Origin of the sequence: Rhizobium leguminosarum (genome assembly GCF_010668065.1) — a bacterium.
GTDB classification, from domain to species: domain Bacteria; phylum Pseudomonadota; class Alphaproteobacteria; order Rhizobiales; family Rhizobiaceae; genus Rhizobium; species Rhizobium leguminosarum_S.
The window spans coordinates 973,419-994,758 of the sequence record NZ_WUEN01000001.1 but is presented as its reverse complement, the minus strand read 5'-3'; the positions used below and the strand labels follow the sequence as shown (position 1 = coordinate 994,758).

The following is a 21,340-nucleotide window of genomic DNA, read 5'->3' as shown; positions in this document are numbered from 1 at the left end:
TGCAAGCGGAAATGACGAAGAACGCAATCGTGCTCGGCGCCGGCATCGTCGGGGTTTCGACGGCCATCCATCTTCAGCGGCGCGGCCGGCAGGTGACGCTGATCGACCGCAAGGATCCGGGCAACGAGACCTCTTTCGGCAATGCCGGCCTGATCCAGCGCGAAGGTGTGGCGCCTTACGGCTTTCCCCAGCAGCTCGGGCTTTTGCTGCGCTATGCGCTGAATAACCGCATCGACGCGCATTATCACCTGCGCACGCTGCCGAGCCAGATCGCTTTTCTCGCCCGCTACTGGTGGAATTCCAATGCGCGCCGCCACGCGATCATTACCCGGGCCTACGCGCCGCTGATCGAAAACTCGATTGTCGAACACAAGGACCTGATCGAGGCGTCGCAGGCCGAAGGGCTGATCCGCAAGGACGGCTGGATCAAGATTTTTCGCACTGAAGCCAAGCGCGACGGGGCTCTTGCGGAGGCAGCACTTTGGCAGAATGAATTCGGCGTGGATTATGACAGCCTGACTCCGGCCGACATTGCCCGCATCGAACCTCATATGACCGGCGATTTCGCCGGCGGCATCCGCTGGCGCGATCCCTGGTCGGTGCTCGATCCGCATGCGCTGACATCGGCCTATCGCCGCTATTTCGAAAGTATCGGCGGCCGCTTCGTCACGGGTGACGCCGCCTCGCTCGGCCCGTTCGGCTCCGGCTGGAAGATCCTGACGAGGGAAGGTCCGCTCGAAGCCGAGGATGCGGTGCTGGCACTTGGCCCCTGGGCGGCCGTTGCAACGCGCCGGCTCGGCTATTCCTTTCCGCTCGGCGTCAAGCGCGGCTATCACATGCACTATGCCACCGAAGGCAATGCCGTGCTCAACAACTGGACGCTCGATGCCGAACGCGGCTATCTCCTTGCGCCGATGCGCCGCGGCATCCGCCTGACGACAGGGGCGGAATTTGCAACGCTCGACGCGCCGAAGACGCCGGTCCAGCTCGACCGCGCCGAAGCCGTGGCGCGCACGATCTTCCCGCTCGGAGGCAGGCTCGATCCCGAACCCTGGATGGGCGCGCGCCCCTGCACGCCGGACATGATGCCTGTTATCGGCAAGGCGCCGCGCCATCAGGGCCTGTGGTTTGCCTTCGGCCATGCCCATCATGGCTTGACGCTCGGGCCGGTGACCGGTCGCGTGCTTGCCGAACTCATCACCGGCGAGACGCCGTTCATCGATATCGCGGCCTATTCGCCGCAGCGTTTCAACCCATGACGCCCAGTGTTGCGAGACCTTCGAGGGTCGTTGCGGCGATGCCGTCCACAGTATCGTCGATATCGACGGTGACGACGCCCGGCTCGCCTGTGGGCACCTCAAGTGTCGCCAGTTGGCTGTCGAGCAGCGAGGCCGGCATGAAATGCCCCTTGCGCTCGCCCATACGCTTCATCAGCAGCGCCCTGGAACCTTCGAGATAGACGAAGAACAGATTGCCGCCGGCAGCAGCTCGCAGCCTGTCGCGATAGAGCCGCTTCAGCGCCGAGCAGGAAACGATGATGCCCTTGCTTTTCTCCAACGAGGCCTTGATGTCTTCGCCGATGCGGTCGAGCCAGGGCATCCGGTCTTCATCGGTCAGCGGAATGCCCTTCGACATCTTCTCGACATTGGCGGCGGGATGAAGCGCATCACCCTCGACGAAGGCCAGGTGCAGGGCTTCGGCGAGTTTCTCGCCGACAGAGGATTTGCCACAGCCGCTAACCCCCATGACGATGATCGCATGGGGTTTGTTCATCTGCTCCGACATGAGCCCTCCTTAGCTTGCGTTCCCGCTCAATCGAGCGGGAAGTGACAGGCATATTGTTGTGCACCCTCTCCCCTTAGTTCGGGAGAAACCTGGCGACAATGGTCCTGCGCCTTCCAGCAGCGTGGGTTGAAGTGGCAACCTGACGGCGGCTTCAGCGGCGAAGGCAATTCACCTTGCAGGCGGATGCGGGTCTTTTCGCGATCGGGATCGGCGATCGGTGTGGCCGACAGCAAGGCTGCCGTATAGGGGTGGCGCGGCCTGGCGAAGACCTCGGCAGCGGGACCGGTTTCCACAGGACGGCCGAGATACATTACCATCACCTCGTCGGCGATATGATGGACGACGGACAGGCCGTGCGAGATGAAGAGATAGGCAAGCCCCATCTCCTTCTGCAGGTCCATCAACAGGTTCAGCACCTGCGCCTGGATCGACAGGTCAAGCGCCGAAACCGGTTCGTCGAGCACCAGCACCTTCGGCCGCAGCATCAGGGCGCGGGCAATGGCGATGCGCTGGCGCTGACCGCCGGAGAACATATGGGGGTAACGGCCATAATGCTCCGGACGCAGGCCGACGCGGGCCATCATCTCCTCCACCTTGCGGCGGCGGGCGGCGGCGTCGAGATTGGTGTTGATCTTCAGCGGCTCTTCGAGGATCGAGCCGACTTTCTGGCGCGGGTTGAGCGAGCCGTAAGGGTTCTGGAAGACGATCTGCACCTGGCTGCGCAGGCTGCGGTCGCCGACATGGGCGGGCTTGCCGTCGATCAGCAATTGCCCCGATGTCGGGTTCTCGATCATCGTGACCAGGCGGGCGAGCGTCGACTTGCCACAGCCGGATTCGCCGACGACGGCGAGCGTCTTGCCGGAATGCAGGCTGAAGCTGACGCCGTTCAGCGCCTTGACGGTGGCATCGGCTTTGAAGAGCCCGCGATTGACGGTGTAGAAGCGGGCGAGATCCCTGCCCTCGAGAACGGCGCCCGTCATACGAGATCTCCTGCAGTTTCAACGGCCATGATGCCGGGATGTCCGAGCGGCTTGCCGTCTTTCAAAGGATAGTTGCAGAGCGCCAGTCCGAGCTCCGGTCCCTGGCGGACGACACCGCGATCGCATTCGACCGTGGCGAAGCCGCAGCGCGGCGCGAAAAGACAGCCTGTCGGGCGACCATGCTGGCCGGGAACGACACCGGCGATCGAGGGAAGACGCTGGCCGACTTTGGCGCGTTCGGGGAGGGCTGCGAGCAGAGCTGCGGTATAGGGATGATGCGGATCGCGGAACAGCGCCCTCACCGGCTGCTCCTCGACCTTCTGGCCGGCATACTGCACCTGCACGCGTTCGGCGGTTTCGGCGACGACACCCATATCGTGGGTGATCAGCACCAGCGCCATGCCCTGCTCCTTCTGCAGGCGAACGAGCAGATCGAGGATCTGTGCCTGGATCGTCACGTCGAGCGCGGTCGTCGGCTCGTCGGCGATCAGGAGCTTCGGATTGCAGGCGAGCGCCATGGCGATCATGACGCGCTGGCTCATGCCGCCCGACATCTGATGCGGGAAGTTCGACAGGCGCTCTTCCGGCGCCGGAATGCCGACGAGGTTCAAGAGCTCGATCGAGCGTTGGCGGCGCTCCTTGCGGTTGAGGCCCATATGAAAGCGCAGGGTCTCGCCGAGCTGGAAGCCGACCGTGAAGCACGGATTGAGGCTCGACATCGGCTCCTGGAAGATCATCGCCATATCCTTGCCGACGATCCTGCGGCGCTGGCGGGCGGAGATGTCGCGAAGGTCCTTGCCGTCGAACTGCATCCGGTCGGCGGTGATCTTCGCCGTCCAGGGCAGAAGCCCCATCAAGGCCAGCATGGCCACGGATTTACCCGAGCCGGATTCGCCGACGACCGACAGGATCTCGCCCCTGTCGCAGGCGAGTGACACGCTATCGACGGCGCGGAAGAGGCCGGAAGAGGTCTGGAATTCGACCGTCAGATTTTCAATCTCGAGGAGTGACATCACGACCTCTTCAGTTTGGGATCGAGCGCGTCGCGCAGGCCGTCACCCATCAGGTTGATGGCGAGAACGGTGATGAGGATGGCAAGACCCGGGAATGTCACCACCCACCAGGCGCGCGAGATGAACTCACGGGATTCAGCCAGCATCGTTCCCCATTCGGGTGTCGGCGGCTGGGCGCCCATGCCGAGAAAGCCGAGGGCGGCGGCATCGAGAATCGCCGCCGAGAAGGCGAGCGTCGCCTGAACGATCAGTGGCCCAAGACAGTTCGGCAGAATCGTCTTGAACATCAACCGGAAGGTGCCTGCACCCGCGACACGCGAGGCAATGACATATTCCTTCTCACGCTCTGAAATGACCGAGGCGCGCGTCAGCCGGACGAAATGCGGCTGGTTGACCAGCGAAATCGCGATCATCGCGTTGGTGAGACCGGGTCCGAGCACGGCCACCAGAACGAGAGCGAGCAGCAGCGAGGGGAAGGCCAGGATGATATCCATCAGGCGCATGATTGCGGTATCGATCTTGCCGCGGAAAAATCCGGCAACGAGGCCGATCAGGACGCCTGAAATGACCGAAAGCGTGACGACGACGACGCCGATGAAGAGCGAGAACCGCGCGCCGTAGATCAGTCGCGAGAGGATATCGCGGCCGACGGCGTCCGTTCCGAGCGGGAAGGAGGCGCTGCCGCCCTCCATCCAGAACGGCACGGCGAGCAGCACCGCACGGTTCTGCTCATTCGGCGCATGCGGCGCAAAGAGCGGCGCAAGGACTGCGACGACCAGGATGATGGTGAACACCACCAGGCCGATGACGGCGCCCTTGTTGCGGGAGAAATAATGCCAGAACTCCGCAAGAGCGGATGGCTGGCCGGTTTTGACGGTGACCGTGCTCATGGACCGCTCCTAGTGACGAATGCGCGGATTGATGAAGCCGTAGAGAACATCAACAATCAGATTGACCAGCATGATGACGCCGGCGATCAGCAGAAGGCCGCCCTGGACCACGGCGTAATCGCGCTTGAAGACCGAATCGACCATCCATTTGCCGATACCCGGCCAGGAGAAGATCGTCTCGGTGAGGATGGCGCCGGCAAGAAGAACGCCGATCTGCAGACCGATCGTGGTGATGACAGGGATCATCGCATTGCGTAGCGCATGGACGCCGACGACGCGCAGCGGCTTCAAGCCCTTCGAGCGCGCGGTGCGGACATAGTCCTCACCCAGAACCTCGAGCATCGCCGAACGCGTCTGGCGCGCGATGACGGCGAGCGGGATGGTCGCCAGCACGATGGTCGGCAGAATGAGGTAGCTGACGGCCGAGGCGAAAGCGCCCTTCTGCCCCGAAAGCAGGCTGTCGATCAACATGAAACCGGTGACCGGCTTGAAGAAATACATCAGCGAGATGCGGCCGGAAACCGGCGTCCAGCCGAGATAGCCGGAGAAGAAGATGATGAGCAGCAGACCCCACCAGAAAATCGGCATGGAATAACCGATGAGGGCAACACCCATCACGCTCTGATCGAACCACGTGCCTCGCTTGACGGCCGCAAAGACGCCGGCGGGCACGCCAAGACAGACGGCGATGATGATGGCACAGAGCGAAAGCTCCAGCGTTGCCGGGAATAATGTGAAGAACTCGCCGAGAACGGGCCGCTTGGTGACGATCGAAGTGCCGAGATCGCCTTGCAGCACTTTTCCGAGATAATCGAAATACTGCACATATATGGGCCGGTCGAAACCGAGATCGTGCATGATCTGGGCGTGACGTTCCGGTGCCATCACACGTTCACCCGACAAAAGCATGACGGGGTCGCCGGGGATCATGCGGATGAACGAGAAGGCTATCAGCGAAACGCCAAGGAATGTCGGGATCAGCACCGCGAGGCGGCCGATGAAAAAACGCAACATAGCAGGTTTTCCAATAGTTTCCGGCGGTCAGGGGAACCTGACCGCCGGCCGCACCCGGCGTTGACCGGGCAGTTTACAGATTTTTTATTATTCGGAAATGTCCACACCGTCGAAGCGGTGAATTCCGAGCGGGTCCATGAAGAAGCCCGTGACCTTCTTGCTCATCGGAACGAAGACCAATGAGTGGTCGAGCGTATTCCAGGGAGCTTCCTTCTTGAAGATCAGCTGAGCCTGCTCATAGGCTTTCGTGCGCTCGGCGACGTCGGCCGTCAGCTTGGCCTTCGTCATCAGATCGTCGAATTCCTTGTTGCACCACTGAGCGCGGTTGTTGCCGCCGACAGCATCGCAGCCGAGCAACGTATCCATGAAGTTGTCAGGGTCGCCGTTGTCGCCGGTCCAGCCAAGGATGACGGCACCGTCGCGATTCTTGTCGGACGAGAGCTTCAGATATTCAGCCCATTCATGGGTGACGATTTCTGCATCGACGCCGACCTTGGCCAAGTCGGCCTGCATCAATTCTGCGGCGCGGCGCGCGTTCAACATGTACGGACGCGAAACCGGCATCGCCCAGATCTTCATCTTCAGATCCTTGACGCCGGCATCTGCCAGCATCTTCTTCGACGCATCGGGATCGTACTTGTCGTCTACGACGGCATCGTTATAGGACCACATCGTCGGCGGGATCGGGTTCTTGGCAACGGCTGCGGCACCCTGGAAGACGGCGTCGACGATCGCCTGCTTGTTGATCGCCATGTTCAGCGCCTTGCGGACTTCGGCCTTGTCGAAGGGAGCAATCAAGGTGTTGTAGGCGAGATAGGAAACGTTCAGGCCGGCCTGCTCGAGCACGGTCAGGTTCTCGTCCTTCTTGAGTTCGGAGACGTCGGCCGCATTCGGATACGGAATGAGGTGGCATTCGCCGGCCTTCAGCTTCTGCGCGCGGACGGCAGCATCAGAGGTGATCGCGAAAACCAGATCGTCGATCTTTTCCTTGCCCTTGAAATAGGTTTCGTTCGCCTTGTAGCGGATGACGGCATCCGGCTGGTAGGCGACGAAGGTGAACGGGCCGGTGCCGAGCGGCTGCTGGTTGAGCTGCGCCATCTTGCCGTCGGCGGCAAGCTTGTCGGCATATTCCTTGGAGACGATCGAGGCGAAGTCCATGGCCAGGTCGGCGAGGAACGGCGCTTCGGGATGATTGAGGACAAACTTGACGGTGAGGTCATCGACCTTCTCGATCGACTTGATCAGCTCGGGAAAGCCCATGCCGGCGGCGTATTCGTAAGAGCCGCCCTCGACATACTTGTTCCACGGATTGTCAGCCTTGAGCTGACGCTCGAACGAGAAGATGACGTCGTCGGCATTGAAGTCACGCGTCGGCGTGAAGAAGTCGGTGGTCTGGTACTTGACGCCAGGATGAAGCTTGAAGGTGTATTCCGTGCCGTCGGCCGAAACGCTCCAGCTGTCAGCCAGGCCCGGCTCGATCTCGGTCCCGCCATGCTTGAATTCGACGAGGCGGCTATAGACCGTGCGCGACGACGCGTCGAAGGTCGTGCCTGCCGTATAGAGGCTGGGGTCGAAGCCTTCCGGCGAGCCCTCGGAGCAATAAACAAGGGTCTTGGACCAGGCCGACGTCGCCATGACGGAAATCAAGGCCGTCGCTGCCAGCAGGACAGAGATCTTTTTCATAATATTGTTTCCCGGTTGTTCTTTTTTGATGTTTGGAGACCGTAGATTGCCATCTCGGTCGACGCTCGATGGAACGATATTTATTTACTGAAAGCAACGGGCTACGCAGAAAATTTTTCCAGCTGGACAATTTTAGAAATTTTCCGTCAAAAATCAGCCTCATTCGGAAATATTCGCACAAAAAAGACCGAAATTTTGTCGCATTTGGTATAAAAACGCGCCCATCGCGACACGCAGCCGGCATTTCCCCGTTCCGGAGGCCATGGGAGATGCCCGCAAAAACAAAAACCGCGGTTGCTGGAGGCAACCGCGGTTCAGAAGTTCATCCTGGTCTTTTGATCAGGCGGCGGGGGCAACGATCGCGGGTTTGCGATAGGCCGGCTCGCCGGTGATTCCGAGAAGGAAATTGATCTGCGGACGCGCCTTGACGAGGTCGTCGATGGAATATTCCGAAAGCACCGCAAAGAAGGCATTGAGCGCCTTGCGCAGCGCCGAATTCAAACCGCAGCTGTCGACCAGCGGGCAGTCGACCTCACCGTCATCCTCGAAGCATTCGGCCATGGCGAAGCTGTCTTCCGTCACCCGAACGACGTCGAAAAGACTAATGTCGGCGGCCGGTTTGCCCAAGCGCACGCCGCCGTTGCGACCGCGCACGGTTTCGACCAGGCCCGCCTTGTTCAGCGGCTGAAGGATCTTGAAAAGAAAGAGCTCGGAAACGCCATAGGCCCTGGCGATTTCGGGAATCCGGCTCAAGTGCCCGTCGTTGGCAGCACAATACATCAACATGCGAACCGCATAGTTGGTCTGCTTCGTCAACCGCATGCCATTCTCCTGACTCGTCTGTTCAGACCTATATAGGCGGTTTGCTAGTTTTGAACAATTCCAAAATATGAAATTCGCATTCAGCTTATGAGGCCATTTGCCGCGACGTCAATCCCGCTCCAGGATCTCGACGTAATCCAGAATCGCCTGCTTGCGCTCGGGCGTGCCTGGATGGGTGGACAGCATGCTGGTGCGAGAGTGATCGCCGAGCTTGGCTTCCAGCAGATCGAAAAACCGGGCGATCGCGACGGGGTCCATGCCGGCCTTGCGCATCAGTTCGACCGAGCGCCGGTCGGCCTCAGCCTCGGCACCGCGAGAATAGGACAATGCGAGGAGGCCGCCGCCTTGCGTCAGGATATCCTCGACGCCGGAGCCGATATCGCCGGCAATCAGCATGACGAGACCGGCGACGCCGGCGGCGCGATAGAGCTGCCTGAGGCTGTGCTTGTATTCGACATGGCCGATCTCATGGGCGAGAACGCCTGTTATCATCTCGTCATCACCACCCGCCAATTCGATCAACTGGTCGGTGAGGACGATATTGCCGTCGGGAAGCGCGAAGGCATTGGGACCGATCAATCCTCCGTTGCGAAAATTCAGGACATAGCGGTCGGCGCCGCCTTCGGCATTGGCGGCCACCTTTCGAAAGCGATCGGCGATTTCGGCCTGCCGGATCTCCGTTATGTGGCTTGGAGACAGCGCCGTCGTGTCAAGCGTGTTGAGAGCGCCATAGGACATCATCTCAGATACGACAGGCGGCGTCACGAAGATGGCGACTTCGACGAGCGCCGGCAACGCATAACGATAGATTCCGACGGCAAGCAGAACGACCGCGACCGCGAAGACGAAGATGCGGGGATGAAACTCCTCAAGCCGATGCACCCATCCGCTTTTGCCGCCAGCGCGAAGAAAGGCATCGATCGCGTCATTGTCGGCGCTCTCGAAGACCGAACCGTCGGTAAAGACCGCACGCCGGGGGATCGATCCCACGCGCGCCGTAAAGGAGACCTTTCCGATGGCGCCATCGGAAAGAGCCGCATCTTCCGCGGTGACGGCGATGAGCCGCCCGCCCCGCGACAGCAGGCGGGCGGGAACGGCGGCGCTCGAATGCGGCGGATACCATTCCCCCGTCGCGATGGTTTCTCCGTCAGAAACCAAAATCAAGCCCTTCCATGCTCATATATTCCGAACCGACGGCAGTGCCGCTGGCTTCAAACTGTGTAAAGACCTCGCCGATCTCGCCTTCGATGCGGATCGCTGTGTGCTCGGTGACATAACGCGCCAGCCGAACCGCCGCCCAGGGGCGCATCAGGCCGAGGGTAAGCACGGTCACCACGACGTTCGATATGGCGATCCAGGCGTAACGTGTCCGGGAAAGATCGCTCCGCAAGACATGCCGGCCGTCGATCTGCGTCGACGACCAGACGATGTTGTGGACGGCCGCCCGATAGATGAGACCGGCAAGGCCGTAGATGATGATGAGGCCGAAGACGACCAGATACATTCCCGACACCACCATGAAGATAAGTGGATCACTCTCAACCGAGCCGGCATCAGAAGCCTGTATCCCGACGACTATGATCGCAACCAAGGCAGAGAGCACGACCGCGCCCAGCACGACCATCACGGCCGGGATGATAAGCGCGCCGTAAAGCGCGCTAACTTTGGGATCCGTTTGGAACGGTCGGTTGCCGTAGCGGAGATTGTTGAAGATGTAGCGGTTGAGCCAGCGGCTGGCGAAGGGCGCCAGCAGACCCAGCGACAGGACGGCGACTAGGCTTCCGAGCATGACGGAGACGAAGGCGCCGCCGGCGGAGCCGGTGAAATCAAATCGGACGTTGCGATAGCTGGTTACGCGGGCGTTGAAACGAAGGCCCCTCACGATCAGCCAGGGAAGTGCGATGAGGATGAGGACCGTGGTCACTAGCGAGAACAGCGGATGAATCACCGCCAGAATGTTGGCCACGATAACGAAGGCCACCACAATGAGGCGGCCGATGAGTATCTGCTTGCCGGTGGCGTGATATTCAAAACTGCGACCGAGCAGGACGGTGTTGCCGTAGAAGTAACGATTGCGCCGCACCTTCGCCCAGGCCGAATAGATGCCAAGCGTTACGATCGTCAGAAGAACGTTGACGATCCAGATGCCGAAATATTCCGATGCCGTGCCGGTGAACCTTGCACGCTCGAATTCGTTCGCCGCGGCGCCCGCGGACACTCGATTATCCATATTTTGCTTCCCCCAAAGCATAACAAGCCCACCGGCTCATGACGGGAATCACGCGACCGGCAACTCATCTGAAAGCAAATCGGGCAAAAATCAACAACTTAGAATCGAAAAATCCGGGGGCTGAAAGGCCCCCGGATTGCAGATTGAAGATTGGAAACTTGTGAAGATTACTTCATCGTCGGCATGACGAATTCCGCGCCGCTCTTGATGCCGGAGGGCCAGCGGGCGGTGACGGTCTTGGTCTTCGTCCAAAACTTGATCGAATCCGTGCCGTGCTGGTTGAGGTCGCCGAAGCTCGAGGCCTTCCAGCCGCCGAAGGAGTGGTAGGCGAGCGGAACCGGGATCGGAACGTTGATGCCGATCATGCCGATATTGATGCGCGAGGCAAAATCGCGGGCGGCATCGCCATCGCGGGTGTAGATCGCAACGCCGTTGCCGTATTCGTGCTTCATCGGCAACGACAGCGCTTCCTCATAGTTGTCGGCGCGAACGACGGAGAGGACAGGTCCGAAGATCTCGGTCTTGTAGATATCCATCTCCGGCGTGACGTGATCGAACAGGCAACCGCCGACGAAATAGCCGTCTTCATAACCCTGCAGTTTGAAATCGCGGCCGTCGACGACGAGCTTGGCACCTTCTTCGATGCCGCGGTCGATCAACCCGCGAACACGGGTATAGGCTTCCTTGGTGACGAGCGGGCCCATGTCGGCCTTGTCGTCGGTATAGGGGCCGATGCGCAGGGATTCGATCTTCGGCGTCAGCTTCTCGACGAGGCGGTTGGCGGTCTCTTCGCCGACCGGAACGGCAACCGAGATCGCCATGCAGCGCTCGCCAGCCGAACCGTAGCCTGCGCCCATCAGCGCGTTGACGGCCTGATCCAGGTCTGCATCCGGCATGATGATCATGTGGTTCTTGGCGCCGCCGAAGCACTGGGCGCGTTTGCCGTTCATCGCCGCCGTGCCATAGACGTAGCGGGCGATCGGCGTCGAGCCGACGAAGGAGACAGCGCCGATATCGGGATCGGTGAGGATCGCGTCGACGGCACCCTTGTCGCCATTGACGACGTTGAGGATGCCGGCGGGCAGACCTGCCTCGATCATCAGTTCAGCGAGACGGATCGGCAGGGAGGGATCGCGCTCGGAGGGCTTCAGGATAAAGGCGTTGCCGCAGGCGATCGCTGGCGCAAACATCCACATCGGGATCATGCCCGGGAAATTGAAAGGCGTAATGCCGGCGCCGATGCCGACCGGCTGGCGGATCGAATACATGTCGATCGCAGGCCCGGCGCCTTCGGTGAACTCGCCCTTGGCGAGATGGGGAATGCCGCAGACGAATTCGCAGACTTCGAGGCCGCGAATGACGTCGCCCTTGGCATCCTCGATCGTCTTGCCGTGTTCCTTGGAGAGGATTTCGGCAAGCTCGTCCATGTGCTTGTTCAGAAGTTCGACGAACTTGAAGAAGACGCGGGCGCGGCGCTGCGGATTGGTGGCAGCCCATTTCGGCTGCGCAGCCTTGGCGTTTTCAACCGCGGCGCGCAGTTCCTCGACGCTTGCGAGTGCGACCGTCGCCTGGACTTCGCCCGTTGCCGGATTGTAGACGTTGCTCACGCGGCCGCTGGTGCCGGCAACCTGCTTGCCGCCGATGAAATGACCGATCTCACGCATGGGTGTTCCTCCTGTTTTTGGATGGCCGACAATCGCACTTCAATTTGCACAAATCAATGCGCTGATATAAGCAACCGTTGTGCGTAAATTATAGCCCTATCGTAGCATCAGGCGCTGCCGCTGCTTTCAAACTTGGTACGGCACGCCAACAAGTCAAACCCCAAGAGGAGGTCAAACCGATGAGCCGGAAACCCGTGGTCCGAATGGCGGAGCTGGAGATCGATCCGGACACGCTTGAAACCTATCGCGCATTGCTCACGGAAGAAATCGAAGCATCCGTCGCGCTGGAAGACGGCGTCCTTTCCCTGAGCGCTGTTTCCATCAGGGACAACCCGAACCGGATCCGGATCGTTGAAGTCTATGCCGACCAGGAAGCATACGAGGCCCATCTGCAGACACCGCATTTCCTTAAGTACAAGAACCAGACGGCGCACATGGTGACATCGCTGACGCTTATCGAGGTCGATCCGATCGCAATGCGTGCCAAGTCATGAACTGGGACGATGTTCGTATTTTCCTCGCCGTCGCCCGCACCGGGCAGATCCTTGCCGCCTCGAAGCGGCTGGGGCTCAATCACGCCACGCTCTCACGTCGACTAACTTCGCTGGAAGAGGCGCTGAAGACGCGGCTTTTCATCCGCCGCACGAATGGCTGCGAGCTGACGGCCGAAGGAGAAGTGTTCCTGGCATCCGCAGAGCGGATGGAAACGGAAATGCTCGCAGTACAGGCCAGCCTCGGCCACACAGATACGGCAATTGCCGGGACTGTGCGCGTCGGGGCGCCTGATGGGTTCGGTGTTTCCTTTCTTGCGCCGCGCATGGGCAGATTGATCGAGCGCCATCCGGAGCTGAAGATCCAGCTCGTACCGGTTCCCCGTTCTTTCTCGCTCTCGCTGCGCGAGGCCGATATCGCCATCACGCTCGAGCGACCAGACCAAGGTCGGCTCGTTTCCTCGAAGCTGACGGATTACACGCTCGGCCTTTATGCCTCGCGGGATTATCTGGCGTCCCAGGGAACACCTGCCGATATCGACGCGCTCAAGGCGCATCGCCGCATCGGCTATGTCGAAGACCTGATCTTCACCGCGTCCCTGAATTTTTCCGGCGCAGTCATGCGGAGCTGGGATGCAGGCTTCGAGATTTCGACGGCGATCGGACAGACGGAGGCGGTACGAACAGGCGCCGGCATCGGCATCCTGCACGATTATATCGCCAGGCAGTATCCGGAACTCCGGCGCATTCTGCCCGAGGTTTCGATCCGGCGCGCCTACTGGACAACCTATCACGAAACGGCGCGCGACCTGCTACGCGTCAGGAGCGTCGCCGATTTCGTGCAGGAACTCGTCAGCGCCGAACGGCACATCTTTCTTTAAGCCTCGAAAGTGTGTTTTGCCGGTTCGTCGTTCTCGTCGGGATTTGGAACGGGTGCCTCGTCGGGCAGCCTGTCCGGCTCCGGCTCCTTGATCGGCGGCACCGGCTTCCAGCCAGGCCCGGGCATCGGCGGCTGATCGGGAATGGGTTCGTTGGGCACGGACATGACCGCCTCCCTTTGATGATTTCAGTTTACGCGACGTTCGGGGCTATTTGTCCGGCTTCAGCGTTTCGGCAGCGCGCATCGGCATGCTGTCGATAATGGCGAAGAGCTCGCCCTCGGTAATCGGCTCGCTGACCTTGAGCTTGACGGTGCCGTCCTTGCCAAGAAGGAAGGCCGCGAATTCGCCGACCTCCGGCGCCTCGAGATCGCGGCGGATCGCTTCGCCGTCGAGGCCCTCAGCCGCACCGAAGAGCGGACGGACGCCGGCGCCGGAAACCTTCAGCACCACCAGGTCACGCTCATCGAGGGCCGAGCGGTTGGCGAGCAGCTGATTTTCCTGCCGGGCGGCGCGGGAATTATCCCTGTCGGCGAAAAGGATGAAGACGCGGTTCTTCCACTGGAACTCAGCGAGACTTTCGACCGGCGCATAAGCGCTGTTGGTCTCGTCGATCTTCGTCGCACCGTAGAGCAGGGTTTTCGACATACATATTCTCCCGTTAACATGGAGAACGACCCGGTGCGACATGGGTTCCATCGAAACGATAGGAAGCAGGTTTTCATTCTGATGGTGGGGAGATGGTACGGTTGGGGGGTCTCGAACCTCCGACCTCAGGTGCCACAAACCTGCGCTCTAACCAACTGAGCTACAACCGCATATATCGCGCTTGGCGCGACGGGGGTCACATACGAGGACTTGGAGATGAATTCAAGCCCCATTCCTCGTCAATATACAAAAAGGCTGGACGCGAGGTCCAGCCTTTTATCTCCGATCGGTAGAGACCGATCAGGCAACCTTGAAGGAAGCCATGGCCTTTTCGGCGGCGTCCTTGGAGGGCTTTGCGAGCTTTTCGGCCACCTGCTTGGTGGTTTCCTGGATCGACTTGGCCTGCTCGACGGTGAGTTCGGCCTGCTTGCGGATGAACGAGGTCTGCAGCTCGAAGAATTCGGCCGGGGACTTGACGCCAAGCAGCGCTTCGAAGTGCGACAGCGAGTTCTCGGAATTGATGCGCAGGATGTCGATCGCCTTCAGGCCGATCTCGACCGAGCCGGCCTGAGCCGTCTGAACGGTGGCTTCGAGCGTCTTGCCGGCTTCCTCGCCAGCCGTCTTCAGCTTGGCATAGGCATCCTTCGACTGCTGAGCGCCCTTTTCGGCGAATTCACGGAAGGATTCCGTGAACTTGGACGGGTCGAAAGAAGCGATTGAAAAAACGTCGTCGGTCTTTATGGTAGCCATGGGTCGCATCCTTTGGGTTGAGGCAGCCGCTGCCTGCGTTAGTTGGATGATGCTTATATAAGACATTCCATTGTGCATTGCAACAATTATTGTGCAGTGCACAAGACGTTAACCTTTCCGGCCGAAAACCCCCTCCTCTTCTGGACCGGCATGCGCCTCGCAGTTATTAATAAGCCGTTAATTTAAGAAGGCCGACAGCGACAAGGTTCGAACATGCCCGCAGTCCAATATCCGTTCATCGATATCGCCGTGCATGCACGGGTGCGGGAACGCTTTTCACGCGGCGAGGCCATGGTGCTGTTTTCGGCCGATCTTGCCCGCCTGCTCTGGGCGAATGGTGCGGGTGCCGAGCTTTTCGGCCATTCGGCAGTCTATGACCTGCTCGATCAGGGGGTCGACCGCACCGACATCACCTTCCGCCAGCTGGAAACGGCGGCGCGCCAGCTGACCGATATCGGCGACAGCCGCAGCCTGATGATCCGCATCGCCAAGGGCTTCCAGCGTGCACAGGTGCAGGCGGCAGCCGAACTGATCCGGCTTTCCCAGGGCGAAAAGGCCATCCTGTTTTCGGTGCCGGTCTCGGCAAAGCCGCTCGCAGCCGGCGCATCGGCGGCCCAGATGCTGCAGGGGCTTGATGATCCCGATACGCATATGGCGGTGATCGGCGCCAATGGCGAGGTCATCGCCGCTTCGCCGGGCTTTGCCTCGCTCGGGATCTCCGAGCAAACGGCAAAGACCCTGATCAACCTTGCCGGCGCGCATCCCGACCGCTTGGTGAAGCGACCTGTCGCCACCGGCAGAGGCAATCTTCCGGCCGCGGTCGGCAAGCTCAGCGACGATCCGGCGCTCAATCTGCTCTTTGCGGTGGAGACCGCGATCGGTCATCTCGACCCGCTGGACGCGCCCGCGCTCGATCCAGTCGATGCGCCCGCGCTCGATCCAGTCGATGCGCCCGCAGAGGAAGAAGGCGCGACGGCGGCTGAAGTGCTTCAGGACGAACCTATCGCCGCCGCAGGCTTCACCGAAATCATCGACGCGGTTTCGGGGATCGAAGAGGTCGAGGAAACGCTCGAGGAGATCGCCGGCGAAAACGAACAGCCGGCCGAGACAGCCGCGGCATCCGCAGACGAGGCGGTTGAAGAGACGCATCCTGCTGCGGATGCGGAGCCGGAGAGCGACGGCAACATGATCGATCGCAGCGCGGATGAGACCACCGAGCCCGCCGCGGTCATCGAGGACGATTTGACCTCCGCGGAGACGGTGGAAACGGCGACGACGGCGGAACCGCCTGCCGAAGCCAGCGAAACGCCTATCGAAGACGCGCCGGAAGCAGTCCACGAAGAGCCCGCCATCGCAACGCCTGTGGTCCCCGATGCCACCCCTGCCCCTCAGCTTGAGGCTGAGCCCGGCTTCGTCTTCAGGCCGAACAGCCGCGCCACGCGCTTCGTCTGGAAGATCGACGCCGAAGGCCGGTTCAACGAGGTCAGCCACGAATTTGCCGAGGCCGTCGGTCCGCATGCGTCCGACATCATCGGCTCTGCCTTCGGCGATGTCGCCGCCCTCTTCAATCTCGATCCTGACGGCAAGCTTTCCGAGGCCCTCGCCCGCCGCGACACATGGTCGGGCAAGACGATCCTCTGGCCAGTCGAAGGCACCAGCCTTGTCGTTCCGGTCGATCTGGCGGCGCTGCCGACCTATACCCGCACCCGCGACTTCGATGGCTTCCGCGGCTTCGGTGTCGTGCGGCTATCCGATGCGCAGGAAGATCCGCTGGCGCTCGGCCTGACACTCGGCCCTGATGGTATCGGCCATGATGCAGCGAGCCTCGGTCCGCCCGCCGAGACCATTGCCGAGGTGGCACACGAAGCGGAGACAGTGCTTGAAGAGCCCCTGATCGATCCCGCCTTGACGCAGGAGGTCGAGGATCAGGCGGTTACGGCAAGCGAACCACAGACGGAGCCGGCGCCGGAAGAGATTGCTACCGAGCAGGCGGCCATCGAGACACCTGACCAGGAAAGTACTGCCGAAAAAGCGGAAGGCAGCGCCGATGCCGGCGACGTTTCCGCCGCCGAGCCGGTAGCGGAACTTTCGCAAGAGCCGCCGGCGCTTCGGATTTCGGAAACGCCCAATCGCCGTTTCTCCGACAAGATCGTTCAGCTCCACAACACCGGCGCCGGGCTGACGGCCGCCGAACAGGCCAATTTCCGCGAGATCGCCAAGCGGCTCGAAGCCTTCGGCACCCGCAAGGAAGAGCCTGCCGCCCCGGCGCCGATGGAACCCAACGCCGCGGCGCCGGCGGAACCCGCCGTCACGGAAACGGCCGGCTTCGAAGATGCCTCCGGACCCGAAGCGTTCGAGGTCGAAACACCCACTGCCGACAAGGCGAACATACCGTCGATCGAGGAGATCGCGCCGCAGCAAGCGATCTTCGAGAATGCCGTCGAGGCGGAGCGCGAAGACGATGGCGCTGCCGAAGAGCCGGCTGTCATCGCCGAGGACGAGGCGACGGAAGGGCTGGAGGAGACGGCCAGCCAGATCGAGGTTCTCACCAGCTTCATCCCGCCGCGCATCAAGATGACGGACGGGCTTTCGGTGGGAACGGTCGACCAACTGCCTGTTGCCGTGCTCATCCATATCGGCGATGCGCTGATCCATGCCAATCCGGAATTCATGCGGCTGACGGGCTACGGTTCGCTCGAGGCCTTGCGCGAAGTGGGCGGCATCGAAGCGCTGCTGCAGCGCCGCGAACTCGAGGAGAAGGCCGCAGGCTCCGGTACCATGATGCTCGTCAAGGCCGACGATACGCTGGCGCCGGTGACCGCGCGGCTGCAGTCGGTGCGCTGGGAAGACGCCAACGCCCTGATGCTGGCGTTGATGCCGGTGGAAGGCAAGGAAGATGGCCGCAGCGACGCAAACCGGTCCGATGGCCGCTCCGAGGGCCGTGCCGAAGGCCGCCCCGAGCGGATGGTCGAGAAGGTCGCCAAACTCCAGGTCGAAGTGGAAGAATTGCGCTCGATCCTGGAAACGGCGACCGACGGCGTCGTCGTCATCGGCACGGAGGGCGACATCCGTTCGATGAACCGGTCGGCCAGCGCGCTTTTCAATTACGACGAACAGGAGACGCGCGGCAAACCCTTCGTCATGCTGTTTGCCCATGAGAGCCAGAAGGCAGTCATAGACTATCTGAACGGCCTCTCCGACCATGGCGTGGCAAGCGTGTTGAACGACGGGCGCGAAGTCATCGGCCGCGAGGCCGCCGGCGGCTTCGTGCCGCTGTTCATGACAATGGGCCAGCTCACCTCCTCCAACGGCTATTGCGCCGTCATCCGCGATATCACCCAGTGGAAGCGCACCGAGGACGAACTGCGCAACGCCAAGGGTGCGGCCGAAACAGCCAACGCCCACAAGACCGATTTCCTCGCCCGCGTCAGCCACGAGATCCGCACGCCGCTCAACGCCATCATCGGCTTTTCCGACATGATGGCCGGCGAACGCTTCGGGCCGATCGGCCATCCGCGTTATATCGAATATGCCAACGACATCGGCCGCTCCGGCCGGCATGTCCTCGATATCGTCAACGACCTGCTCGACATTTCGAAGATCGAGGCGGGCGAGATGGATCTCGATTTTGCCGCCGTCGGCCTCAATGAGGCGGTCTCCGAGGCCGTGGCTCTGGTACAGCCGCAGGCGAACGGCCAGCGCGTCATCATCCGCACGGCGCTGTCGCATGCAGTGCCCGAGGTCGTGGCGGATCTGCGCTCGATCAAGCAGATCGCGCTCAACATCCTGTCGAACGCCATCCGCTTCACCCCGTCAGGCGGGCAGATCGTCGTTTCGACGTCCTATGAGGCGAATGGCAGCGTTGTGTTGAGGGTCCGCGATACCGGCATCGGCATGACGCGCAACGAACTCGACCAGGCGATGAAGCCGTTCCGGCAGGTCTCCTCGACCCAATCGCGTCATCGCGGCGACGGCACCGGGCTCGGCCTGCCGCTGACCAAGGCGATGGTGGATGCCAACCGGGCGGTTTTCTCGATCAATTCGGCGCCGAACGAAGGTACGCTCGTCGAGATCACCTTCCCGTCGCAGCGGGTGCTGGCCGGTTGATAAAGAAAAGGCAGCCAGGAGGCCGCCTTTGAATTTGGTGCTGTTCAACAAGAGCTCAGTCGATCAACGTCATGTTTCGGAGGCCGGAAGGCCCCAGGCCGCATCGTTCATGTGCGGCCCCCAAGTTAGCTTCACCTTTGACAAACCTTTCTTAACGAAAGGTTTCCATGACAGGAAATTGATAAAGGGTGAAAGCTTGTAATCTACGATCGCTGTCAATCCTTCAGCTCGCTTAGCCCGGCGAAGAGCCCCAGCGCCTCTGGATTGGCAAGCGCTTCCTGGTTCTTCACCGGCCGGCCGTGAACGACCTCGCGCACGGCAAGCTCGACGATCTTGCCGGACTTGGTGCGGGGAATATCGGCAACCGCGATGATCTTCGCCGGCACGTGCCGCGGCGAGGCGCCGGTGCGGATGCGGGTCTTGATCGCCTTGACGAGATCCTCGGTCAACGTCACATCCGGGGCAAGGCGGACGAAGAGGATGACGCGCACGTCGTCGTCCCAGTCCTGGCCGATGCAGAGCGCCTCGGCCACCTCCTCCATCTGCTCCACCTGATTGTAGATCTCGGCGGTGCCGATGCGCACGCCGCCGGGATTGAGCGTCGCATCCGAACGGCCGTGAATGATAAGGCCGCCATGCTCCGTCCATTCGGCGAAATCGCCGTGGCACCAGACATTGTCGAACCGTTCGAAATAGGCGGCGCGGTATTTGGCGCCATCGGGGTCGTTCCAGAACATCACCGGCATCGAGGGGAATGCCTTGGTGCAGACGAGCTCACCCTTCTCGCCACGCACCGGCTTGCCGTCATCGTTCCAGACGTCGACGGCAAGGCCGAGGCCGGCCCCCTGGATCTCGCCGCGCCAGACCGGCTGCAGCGGATTGCCGAGCACGAAACAGGAGACGATATCGGTGCCGCCTGAGATCGAGGCGAGCTGTACGTCTTCCTTGATGCCCTCGTAGACGAAGGTGAACCCTTCCGGCGACAGCGGCGAGCCGGTGGAGGTCATCAGCCGCAGGCTGGAGAGATCGTGGCTGACGCGCGGCGTCAGCCCGCCCTTGCGCACCGCGTCGATATATTTCGCCGAGGTGCCGAAGATGGCGAATTTCTCGGCCTCGGCATAGTCGAACAGCACGTTGCCATCGGGGGCGAAGGGTGAGCCGTCGAACAGGCAGAGCGTCGCGCCGCTGGCGAGACCGCTGACCAGCCAGTTCCACATCATCCAGCCGCAGGTGGTGAAATAGAACAGCTTCTCGCCCGCCTGCAGGCCGCAATGCAGCCGCTGCTCCTTGAGGTGCTGCAGCAGCGTGCCGCCGGCCGAATGCACGATGCATTTCGGCACGCCTGTCGTGCCTGACGAAAAGAGAATGTAGAGCGGGTGCGAAAAGCCGAGCCGCGTGAACTCGACCTCCCTTGCCTCATAGGGCGCGACAAAGGCCTCAAGCGTTAAAGCCCCCGGCGTCTTACGCGCCACGGCCTCCGCATCGCCGGCATAGTGGACGATGACGGTCCAGACACCCAGATTTTTTGCGACCGTGGCGACCTTGGCGCCGACATCCTGCAACTTGCCGGAATACCAATAGGCATCGCAGGCGATGAACAGCCTTGGCTCAATCTGGCCGAAGCGGTCGAGCACACCCTGCTCGCCGAAATCAGGCGAACAAGACGACCAGATGGCGCCGATCGAGGCGGCGGCGAGCATGGCGGCGACGGTTTCCGGCATGTTCGGCATCATCGCGGCGATGCGGTCGCCCTTGCCGATGCCGAGTGCTGCGAAGGCCTGCTGCAGCTTCGAGACCAGCACGCGCAGCCGGTCCCACGACCAGCGGTCCTCGGCCTTGTCCTCACCGCGGAAGATGATCGCATCACCCTCGCCGCGGCCCGATAGCAGGTTCTCGGCGAAGTTCAGCGTCGCATCGGGAAAGAAGCGGGCTTCCAGCATGCGGTCGCCATTGGCAAGCACCTCTGCGCCACGCTCTCCCTTGACGCCGCAGAAATCCCAGACGGTCGACCAGAAATTCTCCCGCTCGGCCACCGACCATGCATGCAGATCCTCAAAGCCTGAAAGAGAAAGCCCGAAATCGGCATTGCAGCGCTCCATGAAGGCATGGATCGGGCTTTTTGCAACGGCATCCTCCGAGGGCACCCAAAGTGGTCTGTTATCCTGCATTCAATCCTCCTCCCCAATGCCGTCCTTATATCATGCTGCATTGCATTATAAAGCGTGGAACCGACGCGATCCGACGCCTAGAGTATGATGTCGAAAAGTGTGAGCGATTTTCGGACGACATCATGCTCCAACTATTTAATTGAAAGTGCTACAGCGTCCTTTGCGCGTCTGAAAAGACGTGCGGCGCTGTAGGGATTTGCATATGCCTGATATTTCC

Annotated in this window: 18 protein-coding genes and 1 tRNA gene; 4 read left to right on the top strand and 15 right to left on the bottom strand. The window is 61.3% G+C overall.

Annotation, left to right across the window (positions count from 1 at the left end):
* The first annotated feature begins 11 nt into the window (after positions 1–11).
* On the top strand, positions 12–1,259 hold the full coding sequence (locus GR198_RS04520; RefSeq protein ID WP_164067607.1) for an NAD(P)/FAD-dependent oxidoreductase: 1,248 nt from the start codon (positions 12–14) through the stop codon (positions 1,257–1,259).
* On the opposite strand, the gene GR198_RS04515 is transcribed toward GR198_RS04520, so the two are convergent.
* From GR198_RS04515 to GR198_RS04470, 10 genes are all read right to left on the bottom strand, one after another.
* A complete protein-coding gene (locus GR198_RS04515) occupies positions 1,249–1,785 on the bottom strand; it encodes a gluconokinase (protein WP_164067606.1) in 537 nt (178 codons plus the stop codon). The two genes, GR198_RS04520 and GR198_RS04515, sit on opposite strands and share 11 nt — an antisense overlap.
* Before the next feature lie 26 nt (positions 1,786–1,811).
* Positions 1,812–2,765 carry a peptide ABC transporter ATP-binding protein gene (locus tag GR198_RS04510; protein WP_029874107.1) on the bottom strand — a complete coding sequence of 318 codons (954 nt, stop codon included), beginning with the start codon at positions 2,763–2,765 and terminating at the stop codon, positions 1,812–1,814.
* Positions 2,762–3,778: an ABC transporter ATP-binding protein gene (locus GR198_RS04505; protein ID WP_164054138.1), complete on the bottom strand. Its 1,017-nt coding sequence runs from the start codon at positions 3,776–3,778 to the stop codon at positions 2,762–2,764. Before GR198_RS04505 ends, GR198_RS04510 begins: the two co-directional genes overlap by 4 nt.
* Positions 3,778–4,668, bottom strand: coding sequence for an ABC transporter permease subunit (locus tag GR198_RS04500; RefSeq protein WP_164054136.1), 891 nt, complete (start codon positions 4,666–4,668; stop codon positions 3,778–3,780). Before GR198_RS04500 ends, GR198_RS04505 begins: the two co-directional genes overlap by 1 nt.
* Positions 4,669–4,677: 9 nt before the next feature.
* Positions 4,678–5,682 carry an ABC transporter permease subunit gene (locus GR198_RS04495; protein WP_003545649.1) on the bottom strand — a complete coding sequence of 335 codons (1,005 nt, stop codon included), beginning with the start codon at positions 5,680–5,682 and terminating at the stop codon, positions 4,678–4,680.
* An 87-nt stretch (positions 5,683–5,769) separates the two neighbouring features.
* On the bottom strand, positions 5,770–7,365 hold the full coding sequence (locus GR198_RS04490; RefSeq protein ID WP_164067604.1) for an ABC transporter substrate-binding protein: 1,596 nt from the start codon (positions 7,363–7,365) through the stop codon (positions 5,770–5,772).
* Positions 7,366–7,704: 339 nt separating this feature from the next.
* Complete coding sequence (gene rirA, locus GR198_RS04485; protein ID WP_029874102.1) at positions 7,705–8,187, bottom strand: iron-responsive transcriptional regulator RirA; 483 nt, start codon at positions 8,185–8,187, stop codon at positions 7,705–7,707.
* 108 nt (positions 8,188–8,295) lie between these two features.
* The gene (locus tag GR198_RS04480) at positions 8,296–9,345 is read right to left on the bottom strand and encodes a M48 family metallopeptidase (protein WP_164067602.1); all 1,050 of its coding nucleotides are present in this window, start codon (positions 9,343–9,345) and stop codon (positions 8,296–8,298) included.
* The gene (locus GR198_RS04475; RefSeq protein ID WP_029874100.1) at positions 9,335–10,417 is read right to left on the bottom strand and encodes a YjgN family protein; all 1,083 of its coding nucleotides are present in this window, start codon (positions 10,415–10,417) and stop codon (positions 9,335–9,337) included. The genes GR198_RS04480 and GR198_RS04475 overlap by 11 nt, the downstream gene beginning before the upstream one ends.
* 167 nt (positions 10,418–10,584) lie before the next feature.
* Positions 10,585–12,081 (bottom strand): CoA-acylating methylmalonate-semialdehyde dehydrogenase, encoded by a 1,497-nt coding sequence (locus tag GR198_RS04470; RefSeq protein ID WP_028743687.1) that lies wholly within the window; start codon positions 12,079–12,081, stop codon positions 10,585–10,587.
* Positions 12,082–12,260: 179 nt separating this feature from the next.
* On the opposite strand from GR198_RS04470, the gene GR198_RS04465 reads away from it, so the two are divergent.
* Both GR198_RS04465 and GR198_RS04460 read left to right on the top strand, forming a co-directional pair.
* The gene (locus GR198_RS04465) at positions 12,261–12,575 is read left to right on the top strand and encodes a putative quinol monooxygenase (protein WP_164067600.1); all 315 of its coding nucleotides are present in this window, start codon (positions 12,261–12,263) and stop codon (positions 12,573–12,575) included.
* Positions 12,572–13,453 carry a LysR family transcriptional regulator gene (locus GR198_RS04460; RefSeq protein ID WP_029874098.1) on the top strand — a complete coding sequence of 294 codons (882 nt, stop codon included), beginning with the start codon at positions 12,572–12,574 and terminating at the stop codon, positions 13,451–13,453. The genes GR198_RS04465 and GR198_RS04460 overlap by 4 nt, the downstream gene beginning before the upstream one ends.
* On the opposite strand, the gene GR198_RS35295 is transcribed toward GR198_RS04460, so the two are convergent.
* The 4 genes from GR198_RS35295 to GR198_RS04445 all read right to left on the bottom strand — a co-directional run bounded on the left by GR198_RS35295 (position 13,450) and on the right by GR198_RS04445 (position 14,848).
* The gene (locus GR198_RS35295; protein WP_165402784.1) at positions 13,450–13,617 is read right to left on the bottom strand and encodes a hypothetical protein; all 168 of its coding nucleotides are present in this window, start codon (positions 13,615–13,617) and stop codon (positions 13,450–13,452) included. The two genes, GR198_RS04460 and GR198_RS35295, sit on opposite strands and share 4 nt — an antisense overlap.
* Before the next feature lie 43 nt (positions 13,618–13,660).
* Positions 13,661–14,098, bottom strand: a complete 438-nt coding sequence (locus tag GR198_RS04455; protein WP_029874097.1) for a DUF4174 domain-containing protein — start codon at positions 14,096–14,098, stop codon at positions 13,661–13,663.
* 93 nt (positions 14,099–14,191) lie between these two features.
* Positions 14,192–14,268: transfer RNA gene (locus GR198_RS04450), tRNA-His, on the bottom strand.
* 130 nt (positions 14,269–14,398) lie between these two features.
* The gene (locus GR198_RS04445; RefSeq protein WP_003545621.1) at positions 14,399–14,848 is read right to left on the bottom strand and encodes a phasin; all 450 of its coding nucleotides are present in this window, start codon (positions 14,846–14,848) and stop codon (positions 14,399–14,401) included.
* Positions 14,849–15,061: 213 nt separating this feature from the next.
* Here GR198_RS04445 and GR198_RS04440 point away from each other — a divergent pair, with 213 nt between their 5' ends.
* Positions 15,062–18,955: an ATP-binding protein gene (locus GR198_RS04440; RefSeq protein WP_164067598.1), complete on the top strand. Its 3,894-nt coding sequence runs from the start codon at positions 15,062–15,064 to the stop codon at positions 18,953–18,955.
* Positions 18,956–19,170: 215 nt separating this feature from the next.
* Here the strand turns inward: GR198_RS04440 and GR198_RS04435 are convergent, their stop codons facing one another.
* On the bottom strand, positions 19,171–21,123 hold the full coding sequence (locus GR198_RS04435; RefSeq protein ID WP_164067596.1) for an acetoacetate--CoA ligase: 1,953 nt from the start codon (positions 21,121–21,123) through the stop codon (positions 19,171–19,173).
* Positions 21,124–21,340: the final 217 nt, after the last annotated feature.